This is a genomic window from Prauserella isguenensis (genome assembly GCF_014191605.1).
GTDB classification, from domain to species: Bacteria; Actinomycetota; Actinomycetes; order Mycobacteriales; family Pseudonocardiaceae; genus Prauserella; species Prauserella isguenensis.
In genome coordinates this window covers 87,072-110,418 of the sequence record NZ_JACHWU010000004.1, presented here as the reverse complement: position 1 = coordinate 110,418, position 23,347 = coordinate 87,072, and the positions used below count along the sequence as shown (strand labels likewise).

Genomic DNA, 23,347 nt, shown 5'->3' with positions numbered 1-23,347 from the left:
CCAGGCGGTACGGGATGATCACGGTTTTCGTCGTCGACGACCACGAGGTCGTACGTCGCGGAATCGCGGATCTGCTGGACGGGGACGCGGAACTGACCGTCACAGGCGAGGCCGCGAACGCCGCCCAGGCGCTCGCCCGGATCCCCGCGATCCGGCCGGACGTCACCGTCCTCGACATCCGCCTGCCCGACGGCAACGGCATCGAACTGTGCCGCGAACTCCGCTCCCGCCTGCCCGAGCTGCGCTGTCTGATCCTCACGTCCTACAGCGACGAGGAGGCCATGCTCGACGCCATTCTCGCCGGGGCGAGCGGGTACGTCCTGAAGGACATCGAGGGTCTGCAACTCACCACGGCCGTGCGGGAGGTCGGCCACGGCCGGTCGCTGCTCGACAACCGAGCCGCGGCCACTCTGATGGCCTCGCTCCGGGCGGGCGCACAGCCCGCGGGGCCCCTCGACAACCTGAGCGACCGTGAACACAGGCTGCTCACTCTCATCGGAGAGGGACTCACCAACCGGCAGATCGCCGCAAAGATGTATCTCGCCGAGAAGACCGTCAAGAACTACGTCTCGCGACTGCTCACCAAGCTCGGAGTCGAGCGTCGAACCCAGGCCGCGGTACTGGCCACCAGGCTCAAACCGCGCAACCGCAACGACTAGCCGGCCCACGCCGCGTCCGGCACGGGAACCTCTCCGTGTGGTGATCTCACGTCGCGGGTGTCAATCTCAGTACATGGCAGACGGTGATGACCTTCCCGACGGTTCGGGAACCACGCGGCTGCGCGAAACACTGGCACAACTACAGCTTCGCGAGCTGCTGCGCGGTGTCCAGGACCGCATCGACGAGGTCATCAATGCCCGTGACCGGATGGACGGCCTGCTGGAGGCCATGCTGGCCGTGGCCTCCGGGCTGGAACTGGATGCGACACTGCGACGGATCGTCCACGCCGCGATCGACCTGGTGGACGCCCGTTACGGCGCGCTCGGCGTACTCAACCCGGACGGCAACGGGCTGGCCGAGTTCATCTACGAGGGCATCGGCGAGCAGACCCGAGGGCTGATCGGCGATCTGCCCTCCGGGCACGGATTGCTCGGACTGCTGATCGAGCAACCGAAGCCGGTCAGGCTCGACGTGCTGTCCAACCATCCGTCGTCGGCCGGCTTTCCCGAACACCATCCGCCCATGCGCACGTTTCTCGGCGTCCCGGTGCGCGTGCGGGACAAGGTGTTCGGGGATCTCTACCTGACCGAGAAGGTCGGCGGGCAGGGGTTCACCGAGGACGACGAGGTCGTCGTCCAGGCGCTGGCCGCGGCCGCGGGAATCGCGATCGAGAACGCACGACTCTACGAGCAGTCGCAACTGCGCCGGCGCTGGCAGGAAGCGACGAGCGAGGTGAGGGTCGCCCTGATCGCCGCCGAGGATCCCGCCCAAGTACTCGATCTCGTCGCCGACCGCGCGCTGGAACTCGCCGGCGCCGACCACGCCTTCATCGCCCAGCCGGAAGACCCGGAACAACCGGAGGACGAGGTCACCCACCTCGTGATCACCGTCAGCAAAGGCCGCGACGGGCACGACTTCAGCGGCCGCGTCCTGCCCGTCGACGGATCCACCTCCGGCGCCGCCTACCGTCGGCGCACTCCTCTGCAGGTCGCCGAGCTCGAGTCCGATCCGGCCGCGGGCCACGACCTCGAGCTGGGCCCGGCGCTTGCCCTGCCGCTGCGGGTCGCTGCGGACGCGGTGTCCGGTGTCCTGGTCACCGTCCGCGAATCGGGAGCGTCCCCCTTCGGCCCCGACCAACTACCGTTGGCGGCCGCGTTCACCGACCAGGCCGCACTGGCGCTCCAGCTCGCCGACGACCAGCGGAGGCTGCGCGAACTCCAGGTGCTCGGTGACCGCGACCGGATCGCCCGCGATCTGCACGACCACGTCATCCAGCGCCTGTTCTCGATCGGGCTGTCGGTCCAGAGCACCCAGCAGCGGGCGCGCTCACCCGAGGTTCAGCGGCGGCTCGCGGACACCGTCTCCGACCTGCAGAACGTCGTCAGCGACATCCGGAGCACCATCTTCGACCTGCACGGCTCCGCGCAGAGCAGTAGTCAGTTGCGACAGCGGTTGAACGAAGCAGTGACCGAACTGGTCGGTGACAGCGGACTGCACTCGACCATCCGCATCGCGGGGCCGCTCGGCGTGGTCTCCGGCGAGTTGGCCGACAGCGCCGAGGCCGTGGTGCGCGAAGCGGTCAGCAACGCCGTGCGTCATTCCGGTGCGACGACGGTGACGATCACGGCGTCGGTCGCCGACGACCTGGTCATCGACGTCACCGACGACGGTGCCGGAATCCCGGGCACCGTCGCGCGCAGCGGGTTGCACAACCTCGAGCAGCGTGCCGTGCAGGCAGGCGGCGAGCTGCGGGTCGAACGACCTACCGCGGGCGGAACCCGTGTGGTCTGGTCGGCGCCACTACCCGACCCCGGACGGTGACACACTCCCGAACCCGCGTCGCGGCACCGGACCGCCTTCGCCGTCCGGTGCCGCGGTCGCCTCCCCCTTCGGGCCCCGCCGTGGTTTCCACGATGCCCCACCACACCGCGGGAGAGGAAGAATCCGACGTCGTCGACAGTGGTGACCTTCGGCCCTTCACCGCCCGGCTTGCGACGCCGCCGGGCGCGCGGCCTGGGGGGTCGAGTCGCGTCCGGCAGCCAGGCCCGCCGACCCGGTCCGCAATCCCGTCCCGGTTCGTGGCCGCTGTCAGTACTCGCCGTGGACGAGGTTCTCCGGCAGTTCACCACCGGCGTAGCGCTCCAGTTCCTTCGCCACGACGGCGTACGAGCGCACGAGCCTGCCGTTGACGAACCCACCGGTGTGCGGGGTGATCACCACGTTCGGCGCGGTCCACAGCGGGTGCCCCTCCGGCAGCGGTTCGGGGTCGGTGACGTCGAGGATCGCACGCAGCCGCCGGGTGGTCAGTTCGCCGAGGAGCGCGTCGGTGTCGAGGACCGGTCCTCTCGCTGCGTTGACGAGCACGGCACCGTCGGGCATCGCGGCGAGGAATCCGGCGTCGACCATGCCGCGGGTCCGTGACGTCAGCGGCACGAGCAGCACGACGATGTCGGCGTCGGCCAGCAACGACGGCAGTTCGTCGACGCCGTGCACTCCCTGGCGTGCGGTCATCCCGACCATGGTGACGCGCACGTCGAACGGGGTGAGCCTGCGCTCGAGCTGCCTGCCGACGTCCCCCGCTCCGACGATCACGGCCCGCTTGCCCTGCAACGTGTCGGTGCCGTGCGGCCGCCACTCACCGTCCGCGTGTGCGGCCTGGAAGTCCGGCAGCTCGCGGTACAGCGACAGGAGCGTGGCGACGGCCCATTCGGCGGTGCTGCCACCGTGGGCGCCCCGGCACGTCGACAGCAACACCCCGGACGGCACGACGTCGACCCACTCCTCGGCACCCGCACTGCGCAACTGGATCAGCCGCAGCTTCGGCAACTCCGACAGCACCTCCTCGGTGACGCCGAAGCCGGGCACGAGCACCTCCGCGTCGACGGCGGCCTCGGGCAACGGCAGGCCGGGTTCGTACCTGACGGGCTGCACGCCGTCGATGCCGGTCAGCGCCGCCATGCCGTCGTCGTCGGGAACCAGAACCGTGATCGCCATGTCCCCATCCTCTCGGGCCGATCACGCGCCGGAACGCGCGACCCGCTTACTCGAGGCTCACGACGCGGCGCCTACTCTCGGAAACCGTGCGGGGTGGACGACTCGGACAGCGACGATGGTCGGTGCCGCTGGTCCTGGCGGTCAGCGGCCTGCTCGTGCTGTCCGGGTGCGCCGACTTCGAGGACGAGGCCTCCGGCGAACGGTGGTCGGCGGCGCCGGAACTGTCGCCGGAACGCGGGCCACAGCCGCAGCTGCCCGAGGCCGAGACACCGGACGTGCCGAGCGCTCCCGAGCAACAGCCGACGAAGGTACCGCCACCCGAAGGCTGCAAGGATTTCGACCAGGCCGTGATCGCGACCTGTCTGGACACCGTGTCGGCTGTGGCCCCGCTGCCCGGTGGCGGCCAGGTGATCAGCGCACTCGCGGGTGAGCGTCGCAGCGGCCGGGTGATGCTCGTCGACAGCAACGGCACGAAGAACCGGTTCGCCGAGCTGGACGTCGCCGCGACCGGCGACGGCGGGCTGACGAGCCTCGCACTCTCGCCGACGTACGCGGAGGACCGCCTCGTCTACGCCTATGTCACGACGCCGGAGGACAACCGGGTCGTGCGGTTCGCCCGCGGCCAGGAGCCCAAACCCGTACTCACCGGCATCCCGAAGGGTCCGAGCGGCAACGCGGGTGCGCTGTTGGCCACCGCCGACGGGTCGTTGCTCGTCGCCACGGGCAATGCCGGCGACGCGGCGAAGGCCGGCCGCGCGGGCACCCTGTCCGGCAAGGTGCTGCGCATCGACCCGTCCGGCGCGCCCGCTTCGGACAACCCGAGGAACGGCTCCCCGGTCCTCGCATCCGGCCTGACCGCACCGGGCGGGCTGTGCCAGACGCCCGACGGGTCGCGCACGTGGGTGACCGACCGCGGGGCCGACAAGGACGCGCTGTTCGCCGTGCCCGACGGCGCGGACGGACCCGACGGTGTGGCCGAACTGGGCTCGCCCGCGTGGACGTGGCCGGACAAGCCCGGCGTGACCGGCTGCGCCGACTGGACGGATTCCGTGGCCGTGGCGACCTCACACGGCGAGAACGTGCAGAACCTGCCACTCACCCAGGACGGCTCCGTCGGCGGAGAACCGCAGGTCACGATGGACGGCGACAACGGGCCGAGTTACGGCAGGCTGGGCTCGCTGTCACAGGTGTCGGAGAACGTGTCCGTGGCGGGCACCGTCAACAAGGACGGCGGCAAGCCGGGTTCGAGCGACGACCGGGTGGTGCTGATCGTGCGCCAGCCCTCGGGTGGTTCCGGCCGCGACTGACCCCGCTCGCCCCCTGCCACGCCCGTCGCCGGGATGACGGCTCGGAGCCGGTCGGACACCGCTCCCGCGAGGCACAACACCAGTCCCTGGAGCCGCAACACGGGCCCCGCGAACCGCAACACGTGCCCCTGAACCCGCAACACGGCTGGTGTCGTGGGACGGGTGTCAGCGGGTTGGGCGGCCGCGGCGGGTTTCGGTGTGGAGCGTTCGGATGTCGAGTGCGGCGAGGACGACGCTCGCGACGACGGCGAGTGCACCGAGGTACCGGCCGATGCCGGCTTCGACGGCCACACCGCCCGCCTCGAGCACGGCACGTTCCTCACTGCCGAACTGCCAGTCGGCGAGCAGCCAGCCGAGTACGGTGAACAGCAGCGCCAGGCCGGCAGCGATGAGCCACAGCTGAGGCAGGCCGCCCGTGCGCGCCGCGTTGATCCGGCCGACGGCGGCGACGGTGACGCCGACGGCCGTGACGAGCAGCGGCGGGAACCAGCCGAAGAACGTCGCCCGCCACACGGAGCGGGTGACGTCGTCGGCGGGCAGCTCGGCGAGCGCCGACCGCACCGCCGGGTCGTCGGCCGTCAACACGGTCCAGGGCAGGAACAGCGAGACGACGGCAAGCACCGCGGCCGCGAGCCCGCCGAACTCCCGCCACGAAGGTCGAGCCAACGTTCTCAGGCCCCGACCCTCTCCAGAATCAGCTCGCGGACGCGGGCGGCGTCGGCTTGCCCCTTGGTGGCCTTCATGACGGCGCCGACGATGGCGCCCGCGGCCTGCACCTTGCCGCCGCGGATCTTGTCGGCGACGTCGGGCTGCGCGGCGAGGGCCTCGTCGACGGCGGCGAGGAGCGCGGAGTCGTCGGAGACGACCTTGAGCCCGCGTTTCTCGATCACCTGGTCCGGGTCGCCCTCGCCGTCGAGGACGCCGTCGACGACCTGCCGGGCGAGCTTGTTGGTGAGCTCCCCGGAGCCGACGAGTTCGATGACGCGTGCGACCTGCGCCGGGGTGATGGCGAGGTCGGCGAGCTCGGTCTCACGCGACGTGGCCTGCTGGTTGAGGTACTGGACCCACCAGCTGCGGGCGTCGGCCTGGGTGGCTCCCGCGTCGACGGTGGCGGCGACGAGGTCGATGGCGCCGGTGTTGACGAGGTCGCGGAGTTCCTCGTCGGTGAGGTTCCAGTCGTCCTGGATGCGCTTGCGGCGTTCCCACGGCATCTCGGGGATGGTGGCGCGCAACTGCTCGACCCACTCGCGCGTCGGTGCGATGGGCACGAGGTCGGGTTCCGGGAAGTACCGGTAGTCCTCGGCGGTCTCCTTGGTGCGGCCCGCGGCGGTGGTGCCGTCGGCCTCCTGGAAGTGCCGGGTCTCCTGCTTGATCGACCCGCCGTCGGCGAGGATCGCGGCGTGGCGCGTCATCTCGTGCCGCACGGCACGCTCGACGCTGCGCAGCGAGTTGACGTTCTTCGTCTCGGTGCGGGTGCCGAACTCGCTCGCGCCCTTGGGCATGAGCGAGACGTTGGCGTCGCAGCGCAGCGAACCCTGGTCCATGCGGACGTCGGAGACGTCCATGGCCCGCAGCAGGTCGCGCAGCGCGGTCACGTACGCGCGGGCGACCTCGGGAGCGCGCTCCCCCATGCCGGTGATGGGCTTGGTGACGATCTCGATCAGGGGCACGCCGGCGCGGTTGTAGTCGAGCAGCGAGTGCTCCGCGCCGTGGATCCGGCCCGTGGCACCGCCGACGTGCAGCGACTTGCCGGTGTCCTCCTCCATGTGGGCCCGCTCGATGTCGACCCGCACGACCTCACCGTCGTCGAGCACGACGTCGATGTACCCGTCGAAGGCGATCGGCTCGTCGTACTGCGAGGTCTGGAAGTTCTTCGGCATGTCCGGGTAGAAGTAGTTCTTCCGGGCGAACCGGCACCACTCGGCGATGTCGCAGTTCAGCGCGAGGCCGATGCGGATGGCCGATTCGACGGCGGTGCCGTTGACGACGGGCAGCGCGCCGGGCAGGCCGAGGCACACGGGGCACACGTGCGTGTTCGGGTCGCCGCCGAAAGAGTTGGGGCAACCGCAGAACATCTTCGTGTTGGTGGACAGCTCGACGTGCACTTCGAGGCCGAGCACCGGGTCGTACCGTTCGACGACCTCGGCGTAGTCCATGAGTTCGGCGGTGGTGGTCACTTGGAGGCCTCCAGTTCACCCAGCTTGTCGAGCACCGGGCCGCGCGCCGCCTCGTAGGCGGCGCCGACGCGGTAGAGGCGGTCGTCGGCGAGCGCGGGGGCCATGATCTGCAGGCCCACGGGCAGACCATCCTCCTCGGACAGTCCACTGGGGACGCTCATGGCCGCGTTGCCGGCGAGGTTGGCCGGGATCGAGCAGATGTCGTTGAGGTACATCGCGAGCGGGTCGTCGACCTTCTCCCCCAGCTTGAACGGCGTGACCGGCGTCGTCGGCGACACCAGCACGTCGACCTGCTCGAACGCGGCGGCGAAGTCGCGCGTGATGAGGGTGCGCACCTTCTGCGCCGAGCCGTAGTAGGCGTCGTAGTAACCGGACGACAGCGCGTACGTGCCGAGCATGACCCGGCGCTTGACCTCGGCGCCGAAACCTTCCTCGCGGGTCAGCGACATGACCTCCTCGGCGCTGTGCGACCCGTCGTCGGCGACGCGGAGGCCGTAGCGCATGGCGTCGAACCGGGCGAGGTTCGACGAGCACTCGCTCGGCGCGATCAGGTAGTAGGCGGGCAGCGCGTAGGTGAAGTTGGGGCACGACACCTCGACGACCTCGGCGCCCAGCTCCTTCAGCTGTGCCACGGCGGTTTCGAACGAGCGGAGCACACCGCCCTGGTAGCCCTCGCCCGAGAACTCGCGCACGACGCCGACCTTGACGCCGCTCAGGTCGCCGCGGGCGCCCTGGCGGGCCGCGTCGACCACGGCGGGCACCGGGGCGTCGACCGACGTGGCGTCCATCGGATCGTGCCCGGCGATGACCTCGTGCAACAGGGCCGCGTCGAGCACCGTGCGGCCGCACGGACCCGCCTGGTCGAGGGACGAGGAGAATGCGACGAGGCCGTAGCGCGACACACCACCGTAGGTCGGCTTCACGCCGACGGTGGCCGTCACGGCGGCGGGCTGGCGGATCGAACCACCGGTGTCCGTGCCGATCGCCAGCGGCGCCTCGTAGGCGGCCAGGGACGCCGACGAACCACCGCCGGAGCCACCCGGGATGCGGCCCAGGTCCCACGGGTTGCGGGTCGGGCCGTAGGCCGAGTTCTCGGTGGACGAGCCCATGGCGAACTCGTCCATGTTGGTCTTGCCGAGGATCGGGACGCCCGCCTCGCGCAGCCGCCGGGTGACGGTGGCGTCGTAGGGCGGCAGCCAGCCCTCGAGGGTCTTCGAACCGCAGGTCGTGGGCACACCCTTCGTGGTGAGCACGTCCTTGAGCGCCAGCGGGACACCGGCCAGCGGGCTGGCAGGCGCGGTGCCCGCGGCGATGTCGGCGTCGACCGCGCGGGCGGCCTCGAGCGCACCCTCGGCGTCGACGTGCAGGAACGCGTGCACATCGCCGTCGACCGCGGCGATCCGGTCGAGGTGGGCCTGCGTCGTCTCGGCGGCCGACACCTCACCGGTGTGGATCTTGTCCGCGAGCTCGGCCGCGGTGAGCCTGGTCAGGTCGCTCACTGTTCCTCCGCTCACTGTTCTTCACCAAGGATGCGCGGGACGCGGAAACGTCCTTCTTCGGCGGCGGGCGCGCCGGACAGGGCCTCGTCCTGGGACAGCCCCGGACGAACCTCGTCGGGGCGGAAGACGTTGGTCAGCGGCACGGCGTGCGACGTCGGCGGGATGTCGTCACCCGCCACCTCGCCGACCTTGGCCACCGCGTCCAGGATCTGGTCGAGCTGGCCCGCGAAGGTGTCCAGCTCCTCCTCGGTGACGGCCATCCTGGCCAGTTTCGCGAGGTGCGCGACCTCGTCGCGGGAAATGTTCGACACGCAGCTGACTCCGATGGGATGTGCTCGGACCGCAGGACCGCCCGGCGCCTGCGGAGGTCTCCTCTTCTCCCGCGAAGTCTATGGCCGCCGCGCCGGACCGGTGCGGCCGGGCGGGGGTTGCCGCGACGGCTCCGGGGCGCGCCTGGCGGTGCCTATATTCGCAACGCGTGTTCTGCAACAATCACCGGTCGGCGCAAACCCGCCACGGCCGTCGACGGCCGCCGGGAAGGCGCCCGGCCACGACGTGACATGACGTGACGAGACGGCCGTGATGCTCCCGTGTCCCCGCCGGCCCGGCCGGCCGGGCGGTGCGCATCCGGTTCTCGCACCCGATCGAAGGGAGACCGCGGTGTCGTTCCTGATCCGTGTGCAGTTGCCGGACACTCCGGGCATCCTCGGCGCGATCGCCACCGCCCTCGGCACGGCGGGTGCCGACATCCTCAGCGTCGACGTCGTGGAGCGCGGCGGCGGCATCGCCATCGACGACCTCGTGGTGGACCTGCCGTCGGATCGCCTTCCGGACGCGCTGATCACCGCGGCCGAGAGCGTCGACGGCGTCGAGGTGGACGCCGTGCGGCCGTATGCGGGTGTGCTCGACACCCACAGCGAGCTCGAACTCGTCGAGGAGATCGCCGAGCAGCCCGCCCACGGGCTGACGATCCTCGCCGACGGTGTGCCCCGGATCATGCACGCGGGCTGGTCGGTGATCGTGCAGCACAGCTCGGGCGGTGTGCAGCGGCTCGCGTCCTCGGGAGCCGCCCCGGAGACCCGTATCGGCGACGTGCCGTGGCTGCCGCTGGAGCGCGCGACGGTGCTCGACGGCGAGGCGCCGTGGGTGCCCGACACGTGGCGTGAGCTGGGCACGGAGCTGGCGGCGACGCCGCTGGGCAAGCCGGACCTGGTGCTGTTGCTCGGCAGGCCGGGGGGTCCGTTGTTCCGGGCCGCCGAGGTCGCCCGACTCGCGCATCTTGCCGGTATTGTCGCGGTGGTCCTGGACGGCTGAGCCGCACCGGGCCAGCCGCCGAAACCGTTGAGTCTTCGAGGTCGCCGAGCCCACCGTGTCCGTTTCGCCCCGCCCCGACCCGCCCGTGTCCGGCGACGACGACGCCGACGGCTGCGAGGGCACCTCCCCTGCCGAAACGGAGCCGGAGAATGCGGCGGCGCAGGAACGCACCTCGGCACCCGAGGGCACGGAGACACCCGAGCGCACGGAGGCGCCCGAGGGCACAGGGCAGCGTGAGGGGCGCCGGCCGGATCGGGCCGACGAGTTCGAACGCAAGCTCACCGTCCCGGTGCTAGTCGCCGCGCTGGCGTCGATCCCGGCGGTGTTCCTGACCCGGGCGGGCGGCACGGCCGCGGCGATCGGGACGGTGCTGAACTGGGCGTCGGTGGCGGTGCTGGTCGGCGAGTCGGTGGTGCTGCTGTGGCTGGAGGGCAGCGTGCGGCGGTGGCTGCGGCGCTACCGCTGGCAGTTGCTCGTGGTCGCCGCGGCGGTGCCCGCGGTGGTGTTCGTCATCGGCCCGCTGCAGGTGCTGCGGCTGGTACTGCTGCTCGGCGGGTTCCACATCCTGCGGGCACGGCGCATCGTGAACGCGGGCCGCGTGGTGGTCGAACGACTCGGCCTCGGACAACGTCGGGCACGGTGGGTGCTGGCGGGTGTGATCGCCCTGGCCGGCGTGTTCTCGCTGATCGTGCTGGCCGATCCGGAGTCCCGGAGCCGCCACGTGGTCGACTGGTTGGTCGAGCGCATCGGCGTTCCGGGGACCGCGCTGGCCGCCGTTGCCGCGGCGGCGCTCGTCTACGCCGTCGGCCGCCTGCTCACCCGCATCCGCAGCTGACGTGCGCCGGAGCCGTCACACGTCCATCGCGAAGCCCCACAGCGGGATGCCCGGATGCGGTTCCCAGTCGAGTTCGGGGGCGCGAGTGAAGCCGAGCCGCTCGTAGAGCCGGTGCGCCGCGGTCATGCGATCACGGCTGGACAGCACCACCCGGACGATCCGGCGTTCCCGCGCGAGGTCGACCACGGCACGGGTGAGCACCTCGCCCACTCCCCTGCCCTGGGCGTGGGGCGACACCGCGAGCATCCGGAACTCCAGTTCACCGGCACGCGCCACCTCGGCCTTCGGCGTACCGGCCTCGGCGACGGTCACCGACCCGAGCACCACGTCGTCGCCGTCCACGGCGACGAGCACTTCGGCGGTCACCGCGCGGCCCGCGACGTCCCGCAGGGACGCGTCGTAACCCACGTCGTCCGCGAGGTGGCCACCCGCCGTGTACGCCTCGACGGTCAGTTCCCCGATCGCGTCGTACTCGCCGGGCTTCGCGGTCCGCACCCGAACCTCACTCATCGGCGGCGACCTCCGCTTCGTCCGTGCCGCTCCGGCGACGGCGAATCTCATCGACAAGACGCGCCACGTGGTTGTCGACCACATCGAAGATGATCTTGTTGTCGATGCGGAAGTACTCGTGGATCACAATGTTGCGCAGGCCGGCAATACTGTGCCACGACGTCGACGTGAACTGCCCGCGGACGTGATCGGGCAACGTCCGCACAGCTTCGCCGGCGACCGCGAGGTTCCGGAGAATCGCGTCGAGCGCCATGTCCGACACCGTGGGATCGTCGGATTCCAGATGCTCCCGAAACCTCACGCACCGTTCCAACGCCGTGAGTATGTCCTCGAGACGTTCGGCGTCCGTCCGGCTCACAGCGCCACGGCCTCCGCGTGCGCGGTGACCGAGATGCGATCCCGCAGGAGTTCGTCGCAGACGACGTCGACCCGTACACCGAGGAGTTCACCCAGTTCGTCGCTGATCCCGGCGACAGCCAGGAGCGGATTTCCGGCATCGGGCCCCAGGTCGACGATGATGTCGATGTCGCTGTGGGGACCCGCGTCCCCCCTGGCCACCGAGCCGAACACGCGGGGGTTCGACGCTCCGTACCGGCCCACGACCGCCACCACGTCGTCGCTGCGGAGCCGGAGCATCGCCCGGAGACTCCGTGAGCGTGCCGTGGCCTGTCCCATGAGCACAGAATAGCCGCTCGCCGCGCCGCGACCAGCCACTCGAACCTCACTCATCGGCGCCGACCTCCGCGACCTCGCGGGCCGCGTCGGGACCCTGTTGCAGCAGCACGGTCAGGCCGTTGTCGTCCAGCACCGGCACCTTGAGCTGCAGCGCCTTGTCGTACTTCGACCCCGGCGCGTCGCCGACGACGACGAACGCCGTCTTCTTCGACACCGACCCGGCCGCTTTGCCGCCGCGGGCCATGATCGCTTCCTTCGCCTCGTCGCGGGAGTAGTTCTCCAACGACCCGGTCACGACGATCGACAGCCCTTCGAGGTTGCGCGGAATCGAGGTGTCGCGCTCGTCCTCCATACGCACCCCCGCGGCGCGCCACTTGTCGACGATCTCGCGGTGCCAGTCCACGGCGAACCATTCGCGCACGGCCGCCGCGATCGTCGGGCCCACGCCGTCGACATCGGCGATCTCCTCCTCGGTCGCCGCATCGATGGCCTCGACGGATCCGAATTCTCGGGCCAGCGCCTGCGCCGCGGTCGGACCGACGTGCCGGACGGACAATCCGACGAGGACCTTCCACAGTGGACGATCTTTGGCGGCGTCGAGGTTCGCCAGCAGGCGCGCACCGTTCGCCGACAACTCACCCGACTTGGTCACGAACAGGTCGACCCGGTGCAGTTTGTCCTCGTCGAGGGAGAACACGTCCCCCTCGTCGGTCAGCACACCCGATTCCAGCAGCGCGGCCGCCGCCTCGTAGCCCAGCACCTCGATGTCGAACGCGCCGCGGCCCGCCAAGTGGAACAGCCGCTCCCGCAGCTGCGCCGGGCAGGTGCGCGCGTTGGGGCAACGGATGTCGACGTCGCCCTCCTTCTGCTGCGCCAGCTCGGTGCCGCACTCGGGGCAGTGGTCGGGCATGACGAACGCCCGCTCGTCGCCGGTGCGCACATCGACGACGGGACCGAGCACCTCGGGGATCACGTCCCCGGCCTTGCGGATCACCACCCGGTCGCCGATGAGCACGCCCTTGCGCTCGACCTCCTCGCGGTTGTGGAGGGTCGCCATCGCGACGGTCGACCCGGCTACCTTCACCGGCTCCATCACCGCGTACGGCGTCACCCGTCCGGTGCGGCCGACGTTGACGCGGATGTCCTGCAGCCGCGTCGTCGCCTCCTCGGGCGGGTATTTGTAGGCGATCGCCCACCGCGGCGCGCGGGCCGTGGCCCCCAGCCTGCGCTGCTGCGTGACGTCGTCGACCTTCACGACCACGCCGTCGATCTCGTGCTCGGCGTCGTGGCGGTGCCTGCCCCAATAGTCGACGTGGGCCACGAGCTCCTCGACGTCGTCGATCGTCGTGCTGTGGCTCGACACGGGAAGGCCCCACGCGGCGAGCGCCTCGTACGACTCCGACTGCCGGGCGGGCTCGAAGCCCTGCCGCTTGCCGAGGCCGTGGCAGATGAGCCGCAACGGGCGCGTGCGGGTGACCTTCGGGTCCTTCTGCCGCAGCGAGCCGGCCGCGGCGTTGCGCGGATTCGCGAACGGCGGTTTGCCCGCGTCGACCAGACCTGCGTTGAGCTCGGCGAACTCCTCGACCCGGAAGTAGATCTCGCCGCGGACCTCGACGAGCTCGGGGACGGGGAACTCGTCGGTGCCGGTGAGCCGGTCGGGCACGTCCTGCATGGTGCGCACGTTGAGCGTGACGTCCTCGCCCGTACGCCCGTCACCGCGGGTGAGCGCCCGGGTGAGCCTGCCGCTCTCGTAGAGCAGGTTCACCGCGAGCCCGTCGATCTTCAGCTCGCACAGGTACCGTGCGCGGCCGCCGATCTCCTTCTCCACCCGGTCGACCCACGCGCGCAGCTCGTCGACGTCGAACGCGTTGTCCAGGCTGAGCATGCGTTCGAGGTGGTCGTGGGCGACGAACTCGGTCGAGAACGTGCCGCCGACCTTCTGCGTCGGCGAGTCCGGCGTAGCCAGGCCCGGGTAGTCCCGTTCCAGCTCCTCGAGCCTGCGCAGCATCGTGTCGAACTCGCCGTCCGAGATGGTCGGCGAGTCCAGCACGTAGTAACGGAACTGGTGGCCCTTGACCTCTTCGGTCAGCGCCGCGTGCTCCTCGCGCGCAGCGGCGGGCACGTCCTTGATGTCCTCGGCCACGTGGCCGCCCGACAGGTCCTCAGTGCTCACAGCACCTGAGAGTAGTCACCGGGACCGACGTTCCGCCGACCCCACTCCGCCCGCAGCGGCCCCCTCACACGATGTGGTCCGGGCGCACCGGGACCCTGAGCAGCTCCTTACCGGTCGCCGCGCGGATGGCGGCGACGATCGCGGGCGTGGACGAGATCGTGGGCGGTTCGCCGACGCCGCGCAGACCGTAGGGGGCGTGCGGGTCGGCGAGTTCGAGCACGTCGATGTTCATCGGCGGCATGTCGAGCACCGTCGGGATGAGGTAGTCGGTGAACGACGGGTTGCGGATCACACCGCCCTCGGTCTGGATCTCCTCCATCACGGCCAACCCGAGGCCCTGGGCGGAGCCGCCCTGGATCTGCCCGACGACGGCCTGCGGGTTCAGCGCCTTGCCGACGTCCTGTACGCAGTCGAGCGACACCACCTTGACGAGGCCCAGCTCGGTGTCGACGTCGACGACGGCGCGGTGGGCGGCGAACCCGTACTGGACGTGCGCGTTGCCCCGGCCGGTCTCGGGGTCGAGCGCTTCGGTGGGCCGGTGCCGCCATTCGACGGTCTCGTCGAACTCCGCCTCGCCGAGCACGTCGACGAGGTCGGCGAGCACCCCGTCGGCCACGGAGGCGAGCTTGCCGCCGTCGAGGTGCAGTTCGGCAGTGGTGCGGGACAGCCTCGTCGCGGCGTGGGACAGCAGCGCGCCGCGTACCTTCAGCGCGGCCGCGCGCACGGCACCGCCGGTCATGTAGGACTGCCGGGACGCCGACGTCGAGCCCGCACTGCCGATCGAGGTGTCCATCGGCAGGATCGTCACCTGTTCGACGCCCAGCTCGGTGCGGATGATCTGCTGGAGGATCGTCACCAGTCCCTGGCCGACCTCGGCGGCCGCGGTCTGCACCGTCACGGCCGGCTGGCCGCCGACGGCGGCCAGCCTCACCCGGGCGGTCGAGTAGTCGTCGAACCCCTCGGAGAAGCAGATGTTCTTGATGCCCACGGCGTACCCGACGCCGCGCACGACGCCTTCGCCGTGGGTCGTGTTGGACACACCGCCGGGCAGCGTGCGCAGATCGGCGGTGCTGCCCGGCTGCGGCAGCGGCATGCCCTCGAGCCGGTCCAGCAGCTCGGCCACGGGGGCGGCCGAGTCGACGGTCTGCCCGGTGGGCATGACGGTGCCCTCGCTCATGGCGTTGCGGCGCCGGATCTCGGTCGGCGAGAGCCCACACGCGTCGGCGAGTTTGTCCATCTGCGACTCGTAGCCGAACGCCGCCTGCACCGCGCCGAACCCCCGCATCGCACCGCACGGCGGGTTGTTCGTGTAGGTGCCCCAGCAGTCGATGCTCACGTTCGGCACGTCGTACGGGCCGACGCCGAGGGTCGCCGCGTTGCCCACCACCGCGCCGGTCGACGAGGCATAGGCGCCGCCGTCGAGGTAGATCCGCGCGGTGACGTGGACGAGCCTGCCGTCGCGCGTGGCGCCGTGCTCGTAGTACATCGTCGCGGGGTGCCGGTGCACGTGGCCGTAGAACGACTCCTCGCGGTTGTAGACCATCTTCACCGGTTTGCCGGTGTACAACGCGAGCAGGCTGGCGTGGATCTGCATCGACAGGTCCTCGCGGCCGCCGAACGCGCCGCCGACCCCGGCCAGCGTCAGGCGGACCTGCTCGGGTGTGAGGCCGAGCGCCGCGACGATCTGCTGCTGGTCGACGTGCAGCCACTGCGTCGCCACGTACAGGTCCACACCACCGTGGCCGTCGGGCACGGCGAGGCCGGATTCCGGCCCGAGGAACGCCTGGTCCTGCATGCCGACCTCGTAGCGCCCCGTGACGACGACGTCGGCCTGCGGGGTCTGCTCGCCGCGCCGGATCGGCGCGTGCCGCACGACGTTCCCGCCGGGGTGCAGCTCCGCGACGTCACCGTGGACGGCGTCCTCGGCATCGGTCACCGGTTCGAGCTCGTCGTAGGTGACCTCGATGAGTTTCATCGCCCGCTGCGCGGTCTCCGGGTGGTCGGCGGCCACGACGGCCACCGGCTCCCCGCGGTAGCGCACGACGTCGTCGGCGAGCACGGGCTGGTCGGGGTGTTCGAGGCCGTAGCGGTTGAGCCCCGGCACGTCGCCGTGGGTGAGCACGGCGTGCACCCCGGGCACCGCGACGGCCGCCGACACGTCGACGCCGGTGATCCGCGCGTGCGGGTGCGGGCTGCGCAGTGTGGCGCCCCACAGCATGTCCTCGTGCCACAGGTCGGACGAGTAGGCGAACTCGCCCCGCACCTTCCTGGTGCCGTCGGGGCGGGCCGGACTGCTGCCGACCCCGTTCGCGGTCGCGGCCGTGGTGCGGCCGGCCACTGTCGACGTCATCGCATCCTCCTGCTCGCGGCACCGAGTTCGGCGGCCACGGCGGCCTCGTCGGTGCTCTGCAACCGGCCGTCGGCGACGACGGTCTCGCCACCGACCAGCAGCAGCTTCACGTCGGGGGTGGCACCCAGCACGAGCGCGGCGACCGGGTCGGCGATGCCGGCGTGGCGCAGCCCGCCGAGGTCCCACACGGCGAGGTCGGCCAGCTTGCCGGGCTCGAGCGAACCGAGTTCACCCTCGCGGCCGAGGCAGCGGGCGCCGCCCATCGAGGCCATCCACAGCGCCTGCCTGGTGGTCAGCGCCTCGGGGCCGCCCTGTTGCCGGGCCTGCAGCAGCGCTTGGTGCAGTTCCTCGCCGAGCCCGCCGGATTCGTTCGACGCGGCCCCGTCGACGCCGAGTCCCACGGGCGCCCCGGCGTCGAGCAGCGCCGACGCCGGGGCGATCCCCGTGCCGAGCCTGCCGTTGGACGTCGGGCAGTGCGCCGACCCGGTGCCGGTCGCTCCCATGCGACGGACGGCGTCGTCGGCGAGGTGCACGGTGTGGGCCAGCCACACGTCGTCGCCGAGCCAGCCGAGTTTCTCGGCGTACTCAGCGGGCGTGCACCCGAACTCGGCGAGGCACTGCCGCTCCTCGTCGAGCGTCTCGGCCAGGTGGGTGTGCAGCCGGACACCCTTGCGGCGCGCGAGGTCCGCGGCCTCGGTCATGAGCCGCTCGGTCACGGTGAACGGCGAGCACGGGCCGACGGCGATGCGCACCCGCGCGTCGGGCGACGGGTCGTGGTGGGCGTCGACGGCCGCCTCGGTTCCCGCGAGGGCGGCGTCGAGGTCTTCGACGAGGTGGTCCGGAGGCAGCCCGCCCTGTGACTCGCCCCGGTCCATCGACCCGCGCACCAGGTGACCGCGCACACCGACACGGCCCACCGCGGACACGAGTGCCTCCAGCTGGTCGCCGCCGTCGCGCGGGAAGACGTAGTGGTGGTCGGCGACGGTCGTGCACCCGGTGAGTGCCAGCCGCGCCAGGCCCGCGGACGCGGCGGCGTGGGTGATGTCGGCGTCGAGCCGCCCCCACACGGGATAGAGCTCGACGAGCCACTGGAACAGCGTCGAATCGGCAGCGTAGCCGCGGGTGGCCCACTGGTACAGGTGGTGGTGCGTGTTGACCAGTCCGGGCGTGACGAGGCACCCGGAGGCGTCGACCCGCACGCCCGTGTAGTGGTCGGGCGCAGGCCCCTCCCCGACGGCAACCAGGACCTCGCCGTCGATGACGACGTGGCCGTGGCGATGCTCCGTTCCCCGTGCGTCGACCGTCGCGATCGCCGCGTTCTCGATGATCCTCATCGCGCCCCCGCCGCCGAGTGCACCGCGTCGAGGATCTTCTCGTAACCCGTGCAGCGGCACAGATTCCCCGCCAGCGCTTCGCGGATCTCCTCGTCGCTGGGATCGGGTTCGCGGCGCAGCAGGTCGTGCGCGGCGACGACCAGTCCCGGGGTGCAGAATCCGCACTGGACGGCGCCGGCATCCACAAACGACTGCTGCACGGGGTCCAGCGCGTCGCCGTCGGCAAGTCCTTCGACGGTCCGCACCTCCCGGCCCTCGGCCTGCCCCGCGGCGACGAGACACGCACACGCGGGGACGTCGTCGAGGTACACGGTGCACGACCCGCATTCGCCCTGTTCACAGGCGTTCTTCGACCCGGGCAGACCGAGCCGCTCCCGCAGGACGTACAGCAGGCTCTCGCCCTCCCACACGTCGTCGGCCCGGCGCCGCTCGCCGTTGACGGTCAGGTTCACGCGCATGCGCGCACACTCCCTCGATGGTCGTCCCAGGCCCACGTCAGCGTCCGCCGCGCGAGGACGCCGAGGGCATGGGTGCGGTACTCGGCGGTGCCGCGGACGTCGTCGATCGGTTCGGTCGCCGCGGCGACGAGCTCGCCGAACCGCCGCTTGAGCGAGTCCGGCAGCGGCGCGTCGGTGCCCCACGGCAGTTCAGCGGCCAGGAACGCCTCGGCGTCCGGCACGCGACGTGGGGTGGGCGCGGCCGAGCCGATGGCCGCACCGACGTGACCGTCCCGCAGAACCAGCGCGAACGAGCACACCGCGATCACCATGGCGTTGCGCGTGCCCACCTTGCTGAACTGCTCGGCGGGCACCGCCGCCGAGGGCACATGGACCGCGGTGATCAGCTCGTCCGGCGCGAGGGCGTTGCGTTTCACGCCGGTGTAGAACGTGTCTGCGGGGATCCGCCGCGCCCCGCGCACGGAGGCCACCTCGATCTCCGCGCCCGCGGCGAGCAGCACGGGGTGCGTGTCGCCCGCGGGCGAGGCGGCACCGAGATTGCCGCCGACCGTGCCGCGGTTGCGGATCTGCGGTGACCCGACCGTGCGGGAGGCCATCGCCAGGCCGGGAAGCGTGTCGCCGAGTTCGTCGATCAACCGGGTGTAGGGCACGCCCGCCCCCAGGCGGACGTGCCCCCCGGACGCGGACCAGGTGGCGAGTTCGGCGATCCGCGTCAGGTCCACCAGCGCCTCGGGGCGGCGGTGGTCGTAGTTGAGTTCGACCATCACGTCGGTGCCGCCTGCGAGGGGCACGGCCCCGGGACGCTCCGCCTTCGCGGCGAGCGCCTCCTCCAGGGTGTCCGGTCGGACGAGTTCCACGGCGTCGCTCCCCTGCATCACTGCACGTCTCGGCCTGTCCCTGTCAGTAGACAGCCCGGCTCGCGCCCCGGCAACGGCACGGATGCATGAAACGACGGCGCCCACGAGCGGCGGATTTTGTGTTTTCCTACAAATCTGATGACGCTGGTGAGAACTCTGCTGCAGATCCCGAGTCTGCGCATGCGGCTGCACACGGGTGAGCACCTGCTCGACCGCGAGGTCAGCCGGATCTACGTGACCGAACTGCCCGACCCGAGCCGATATCTGTCCGAGGGCGAGTTCGTGCTGTCCGGCCTGCTGTGGTGGCACGAACCCGGCGATGCCGACCCGTTCGTGCGCGCGCTCGCCCACGCACGGTGCGCGGGTCTCGCGGCGTCGGGAGCCGACACCGGCGGGATCCCCGAGGACCTCGTCGAGGCGTGCGTTCGGCATCGCATCCCGCTGCTGGAGGTGCCCGCCGACCTGTCGTTCGCCGTGGTGACCGAACGGGTCGTGCTGGCACTGGCCGCGGAGACCGGCGGCGCGCGCAAACGCCTGCTGTCGGCGGCAGCCGAGGGCGCGTCGCTGCCTGCGCTGCTGACCTTCGGCGCCACCGAGCTCGGCGCCGACTGCTGGGTCGTCACGCCGACGGGCCGCGTCGTGGCGGCGAGCGCACCGGGACCGCCACGGCGCCGCGGCGTGCTCACCGTGGCGGGCAGGCACGCCGTGCCGTGGTCACTGGTCCTCGACACCGAGCCGGGCCCCGGCGCGTCGGAGGTCGCCGAGGAACTGGCGAGCCTGATCGGCCTCGCCCGTGGCCGCGAGGACGAGGTGCGCCGCACCCGCATGCACGTGGCCGCTCCCCTGTTGCAGGCACTCGCCGACCCGGCGAGCACCGCCGAGGAACTCACCCGCGCCTACACCGCGACCGGACTTCCCGCCGAGACACCGGTGCGGGTACTGCTCGCGCGCACTCCCGGTGCCGGTGCGGCCAGGGAGATCCTGGACGAGCTGCTCGCGACCCTGTCGGCCGACGCCACGGCCTTCACCGGCCCCGGCGCACCGGGCGACACCGACGAGGCGTGGGCGATCGTGCCCGCGGACGAGAGCTGGCCCGAGGACTGGGCGACGCGGGGAACGGACGCGCTGGCGGCACTCGGCCGGGGGCGGATCGTCGTCGGCGCAGGCGGTCCCGCCCAGGTGCCCGGCCTGCGGGGCGCGGGGGACGAGGCCCGTCACGCCGCGCAGGCGGCGGAGCGGCACTCCGAACGCGTCGCCGTCGCCTCGGGCGACGAGCTGGGCATGCACCGGCTACTCCTCGCCGGGGCGCCCGACGACCTGCGCCGTGCCCTGTCCGGGCGGGTACTCGGGTCGTTGCCGAACCATCCCGAACTGCTGCGCACGGTCCGCGTCTACCTGGAATGCTCGGGATCGCCTGCGAGGGCGGCCACACGGCTGCACGTCCACGTGAACACGTTGCGGTACCGCATCGCGCGAGCGGGCGAGATCCTCGGCGCCGACCTCACCGACTTCCGCACGCAGGTCGAGGTCTATCTGGCACTGTCCGTCGAATCCTGACCGGGTGAACCGCGGCCGTCGGCGGGCCGCCGCGGGCCGTACCGTGTGGAGCGATGGCACGCGACAGGAGTGACGAACGAACGCTCACCGCGCTGGGCTCGACACTGTCCCGGCTCGACGGTCAGAGCTACGGCAGATACAAGAGCCTCCAGGGCGACTGGGACGGGGGCGGCTACACCGTCGGCATCCGCAAGGCGCAGACGGACCCGTTCGCGCCGGCGAGCCGCGTCGAGGTGCGCATCTCGGCCGACTACGCCGGGTTCCCGAAGGAGCTGTGGCACACGCCGGTGCGGGCACGCGCGCTCGCCGACCGGTTGTTGCGAGTCCTGGGCCAGCAGCTGCGCGGGTCACTGCTGCGGGTCGACGTCGGCGGGCAGCAGGTGCTGGACCGCAGCGCACTGCGCATCTCCGGGGGTGCGCTGACCGTGCGGCTGGGCATCGACCTGCCGGGGCCGCGCCGCCGGATCGACGGCCGCGGCGCCCGAAAGGCGTTGTGCGACCAGCTCCCCCGCGCCATCCAGGCGCTGCGCTACGACGCGCTCGACGCCGACGACCTCGCGGCGTTCGTCGACTCCGTCGAGGACACCGACGCACTGCGGAAGGCGCTGCCGGAGCGCGGGCTCGTGGCGTTCGTCGCCGACGGGTCGATGCTCGCGCGCCGCAGCGGCACCGACGACCGGCCGCTGGCCGACGGCGTCCCGTTCGAATCCCCCGAATCGCTGCGCACCACAGTGGAACTGCCCAACCGGGGGACGGTCAGCGGCATGGGTATCGCCGAGGGCATCACGCTGGTCGTCGGCGGTGGGTTCCACGGCAAGTCGACGTTGCTGCGCGCGCTCGAACGCGGCGTGTACGACCACGTTCCCGGCGACGGCAGAGAACTCGTCGTCAGCCGCTCGGCCACCGCGAAGATCCGCGCCGAGGACGGCCGCAGCGTCGAGCGGGTGGACGTCAGCGCGTTCGTCGGCGAACTGCCCACCGGCGCGGACACCCGCGACTTCTCCACGTCCAACGCCTCCGGGTCGACCTCGCAGGCCGCGACGACCGTGGAGGCCCTCGAGGCGGGCGCCGAGGTGCTGCTGATCGACGAGGACACCGCGGCGACGAACCTGATGATCCGCGACGCCCGGATGCAGGAGCTCGTCGCCAAGGGCAACGAGCCGCTGACCCCGTTCGTGGACCTCGTGCGGCCGCTGTACACCGAGCACGGCGTGTCCACAGTGCTGGTCATGGGCGGTTCCGGCGACTACCTCGACACCGCCGACCGCGTGATCATGATGGCGTCGTACCACGCCGAGGACGCGACCGAACGGGCCCGGCAGCTGCGCAGCGGCACCGACCGGACCGTCGAGGCCAGCGGCTTTCCCGCCGCGGCGCACCGGGTGTGCGAACCGTCGTCGCTCTCGCCCGAACACAAGGGAAAGCGCAAGGTCAAACAGCGCGGCATCGACACGCTCACCTACGGCGACACCGACATCGACCTGCGCGCCGTCGAACAGATCGTCGACGCGGGCCAGGTGATGGGCATCGGACTGGCGCTGTCCCACGGCGTCGAAGCCGGACTGATCGACGGTGATCGCACCGTCGCCGAGTTCCTCGATCTCCTCGACGACGACCTCGCCGACGGCGCCGACGCGATCCGCCACGGCTTCCTCGGCGACTACGTCGTACCGCGGCGGTTCGAGGTCGCCGCCGCGCTGTCGAGGCTTCGTTCCCTGCGCGTGTCCCGCCTCCGCGACGGCTGACGGGCGGCAGGGGCGGTGGTGCACCGATTCCGCGTGCCCCACGCCGTCCCGGCGGCGACATCCTCACGGGCAGGGGCGGTCGGCGCCGTTACGCGAACGGGGTGAGTTCGACGCCCGCGTCGAGCAGTCCCGCCCGGATCCGCCGCGCGAGGTCGACCGCTCCTGCGGTGTCGCCGTGCAGGCAGAGCGAACGCGGTCGTGTCTCGACCTCGGTGCCGTCTATCGCGGTGACCGCGCCTTCGGTCGCCATGCGCACGCTGCGGGCGACGACCGCGTCGGCGTCGTGGACGACCGCGCCCGGTTCGCGGCGGGACACCAGCCGGCCTTCCGGGGTGTAGGCGCGGTCGGCGAACGCCTCGGCGACGGTCGGTAGCCCGGCCGCATCGGCCAGCCGCAGCAGTTCGGATCCGGGGAGCCCGAGGATCGGCAGGCTCGCGTCGTAGGTACCCACCGCCTCCACGACCGCTTCGGCCTGCGCCGTGTGGTGGGCGACGGCGTTGTACAGCGCGCCGTGCGGTTTGACGTAGCGAACCCGCGTACCCGCGATGCGCGCGAAGCCGTCGAGGGCGCCGATCTGGTAGATGACGTCGTTGCCGAGTTCTGCGGGGTCGACGTCGATGAACCGCCTGCCGAAACCGGCGAGGTCGCGGTAACCGACCTGGGCACCGACGGCGACACCACGCTGCGCGGCGCGCTCGGTGACCCGGCGCAGCACTGTCGGGTCCCCCGCGTGGAATCCACATGCGACATTGGCACTGGTCACGATGTCGAGCAGCGCGTCGTCGTCGGTCAGCGGCCAGATCCCGAAACCTTCACCGAGATCACTGTTGAGGTCGAGCACCATGCCGTCAGGGTAGACGGCGACCGCCCCGACTCGGCCGGTTCCCCGCGGCCGAGCGGGT

Annotated in this window: 21 protein-coding genes; 7 read left to right on the top strand and 14 right to left on the bottom strand. The window is 71.6% G+C overall.

The window, feature by feature from the left end; translation table 11 throughout:
- Positions 1–14 precede the first annotated feature (14 nt).
- The gene (locus tag FHS23_RS16795) at positions 15–659 is read left to right on the top strand and encodes a response regulator (protein WP_183656498.1); all 645 of its coding nucleotides are present in this window, start codon (positions 15–17) and stop codon (positions 657–659) included.
- 73 nt (positions 660–732) lie between these two features.
- Complete coding sequence (locus FHS23_RS16790) at positions 733–2,481, top strand: sensor histidine kinase (RefSeq protein ID WP_183656495.1); 1,749 nt, start codon at positions 733–735, stop codon at positions 2,479–2,481.
- A gap of 267 nt (positions 2,482–2,748) precedes the next feature.
- On the opposite strand, the gene FHS23_RS16785 is transcribed toward FHS23_RS16790, so the two are convergent.
- Complete coding sequence (locus FHS23_RS16785; RefSeq protein ID WP_183656492.1) at positions 2,749–3,654, bottom strand: 2-hydroxyacid dehydrogenase; 906 nt, start codon at positions 3,652–3,654, stop codon at positions 2,749–2,751.
- Between the two features lie 86 nt (positions 3,655–3,740).
- Here FHS23_RS16785 and FHS23_RS16780 point away from each other — a divergent pair, with 86 nt between their 5' ends.
- Positions 3,741–4,961 (top strand): PQQ-dependent sugar dehydrogenase, encoded by a 1,221-nt coding sequence (locus FHS23_RS16780; protein WP_343054024.1) that lies wholly within the window; start codon positions 3,741–3,743, stop codon positions 4,959–4,961.
- Between the two features lie 165 nt (positions 4,962–5,126).
- Here FHS23_RS16780 and FHS23_RS16775 read toward each other — a convergent pair whose 3' ends face one another.
- The 4 genes from FHS23_RS16775 to gatC are packed head-to-tail and all read right to left on the bottom strand — an operon-like array spanning position 5,127 to position 8,948.
- Positions 5,127–5,627, bottom strand: coding sequence for a hypothetical protein (locus tag FHS23_RS16775; RefSeq protein WP_343054023.1), 501 nt, complete (start codon positions 5,625–5,627; stop codon positions 5,127–5,129).
- Positions 5,628–5,632: 5 nt separating this feature from the next.
- Positions 5,633–7,138, bottom strand: coding sequence for an Asp-tRNA(Asn)/Glu-tRNA(Gln) amidotransferase subunit GatB (gene gatB, locus FHS23_RS16770; protein WP_183656489.1), 1,506 nt, complete (start codon positions 7,136–7,138; stop codon positions 5,633–5,635).
- Positions 7,135–8,637 (bottom strand): Asp-tRNA(Asn)/Glu-tRNA(Gln) amidotransferase subunit GatA, encoded by a 1,503-nt coding sequence (gatA, locus tag FHS23_RS16765; RefSeq protein ID WP_183656486.1) that lies wholly within the window; start codon positions 8,635–8,637, stop codon positions 7,135–7,137. Before gatA ends, gatB begins: the two co-directional genes overlap by 4 nt.
- Before the next feature lie 11 nt (positions 8,638–8,648).
- Positions 8,649–8,948, bottom strand: a complete 300-nt coding sequence (gatC, locus tag FHS23_RS16760) for an Asp-tRNA(Asn)/Glu-tRNA(Gln) amidotransferase subunit GatC (protein WP_183656483.1) — start codon at positions 8,946–8,948, stop codon at positions 8,649–8,651.
- 349 nt (positions 8,949–9,297) lie between these two features.
- Here gatC and FHS23_RS16755 point away from each other — a divergent pair, with 349 nt between their 5' ends.
- Together FHS23_RS16755 and FHS23_RS16750 are read left to right on the top strand one after the other, a co-directional pair.
- Entirely contained in the window at positions 9,298–9,951 is a 654-nt protein-coding gene (locus FHS23_RS16755) for an ACT domain-containing protein (RefSeq protein WP_183656480.1), read from the top strand.
- A 55-nt stretch (positions 9,952–10,006) separates the two neighbouring features.
- The gene (locus FHS23_RS16750; protein WP_246382367.1) at positions 10,007–10,786 is read left to right on the top strand and encodes a hypothetical protein; all 780 of its coding nucleotides are present in this window, start codon (positions 10,007–10,009) and stop codon (positions 10,784–10,786) included.
- A gap of 15 nt (positions 10,787–10,801) precedes the next feature.
- On the opposite strand, the gene FHS23_RS16745 is transcribed toward FHS23_RS16750, so the two are convergent.
- The 8 genes from FHS23_RS16745 to FHS23_RS16710 form a co-directional block, all read right to left on the bottom strand.
- A complete protein-coding gene (locus FHS23_RS16745) occupies positions 10,802–11,296 on the bottom strand; it encodes a GNAT family N-acetyltransferase (protein ID WP_183656477.1) in 495 nt (164 codons plus the stop codon).
- Positions 11,289–11,654, bottom strand: coding sequence for a HepT-like ribonuclease domain-containing protein (locus tag FHS23_RS16740; RefSeq protein WP_183656473.1), 366 nt, complete (start codon positions 11,652–11,654; stop codon positions 11,289–11,291). Before FHS23_RS16740 ends, FHS23_RS16745 begins: the two co-directional genes overlap by 8 nt.
- Positions 11,651–11,971: a nucleotidyltransferase family protein gene (locus tag FHS23_RS16735; RefSeq protein ID WP_183656471.1), complete on the bottom strand. Its 321-nt coding sequence runs from the start codon at positions 11,969–11,971 to the stop codon at positions 11,651–11,653. Before FHS23_RS16735 ends, FHS23_RS16740 begins: the two co-directional genes overlap by 4 nt.
- A 46-nt stretch (positions 11,972–12,017) precedes the next feature.
- Positions 12,018–14,144, bottom strand: a complete 2,127-nt coding sequence (gene ligA, locus FHS23_RS16730) for an NAD-dependent DNA ligase LigA (protein WP_183656468.1) — start codon at positions 14,142–14,144, stop codon at positions 12,018–12,020.
- A 64-nt stretch (positions 14,145–14,208) separates the two neighbouring features.
- Complete coding sequence (gene pucD, locus FHS23_RS16725; RefSeq protein ID WP_183656465.1) at positions 14,209–16,494, bottom strand: xanthine dehydrogenase subunit D; 2,286 nt, start codon at positions 16,492–16,494, stop codon at positions 14,209–14,211.
- The gene (locus FHS23_RS16720) at positions 16,491–17,828 is read right to left on the bottom strand and encodes an 8-oxoguanine deaminase (RefSeq protein WP_183656462.1); all 1,338 of its coding nucleotides are present in this window, start codon (positions 17,826–17,828) and stop codon (positions 16,491–16,493) included. Before FHS23_RS16720 ends, pucD begins: the two co-directional genes overlap by 4 nt.
- Positions 17,825–18,286 carry a (2Fe-2S)-binding protein gene (locus tag FHS23_RS16715; RefSeq protein ID WP_183656459.1) on the bottom strand — a complete coding sequence of 154 codons (462 nt, stop codon included), beginning with the start codon at positions 18,284–18,286 and terminating at the stop codon, positions 17,825–17,827. Before FHS23_RS16715 ends, FHS23_RS16720 begins: the two co-directional genes overlap by 4 nt.
- On the bottom strand, positions 18,277–19,143 hold the full coding sequence (locus FHS23_RS16710; protein ID WP_183656456.1) for an FAD binding domain-containing protein: 867 nt from the start codon (positions 19,141–19,143) through the stop codon (positions 18,277–18,279). The genes FHS23_RS16715 and FHS23_RS16710 overlap by 10 nt, the downstream gene beginning before the upstream one ends.
- 138 nt (positions 19,144–19,281) lie before the next feature.
- On the opposite strand from FHS23_RS16710, the gene FHS23_RS16705 reads away from it, so the two are divergent.
- Both FHS23_RS16705 and FHS23_RS16700 read left to right on the top strand, forming a co-directional pair.
- The gene (locus FHS23_RS16705) at positions 19,282–20,700 is read left to right on the top strand and encodes a PucR family transcriptional regulator (RefSeq protein WP_183656453.1); all 1,419 of its coding nucleotides are present in this window, start codon (positions 19,282–19,284) and stop codon (positions 20,698–20,700) included.
- Between the two features lie 53 nt (positions 20,701–20,753).
- Positions 20,754–22,445, top strand: coding sequence for an ABC-ATPase domain-containing protein (locus FHS23_RS16700; RefSeq protein WP_183656450.1), 1,692 nt, complete (start codon positions 20,754–20,756; stop codon positions 22,443–22,445).
- Positions 22,446–22,533: 88 nt separating this feature from the next.
- On the opposite strand, the gene FHS23_RS16695 is transcribed toward FHS23_RS16700, so the two are convergent.
- Positions 22,534–23,289 carry a LamB/YcsF family protein gene (locus FHS23_RS16695; RefSeq protein WP_183656447.1) on the bottom strand — a complete coding sequence of 252 codons (756 nt, stop codon included), beginning with the start codon at positions 23,287–23,289 and terminating at the stop codon, positions 22,534–22,536.
- Between the last annotated feature and the right edge of the window lie 58 nt (positions 23,290–23,347).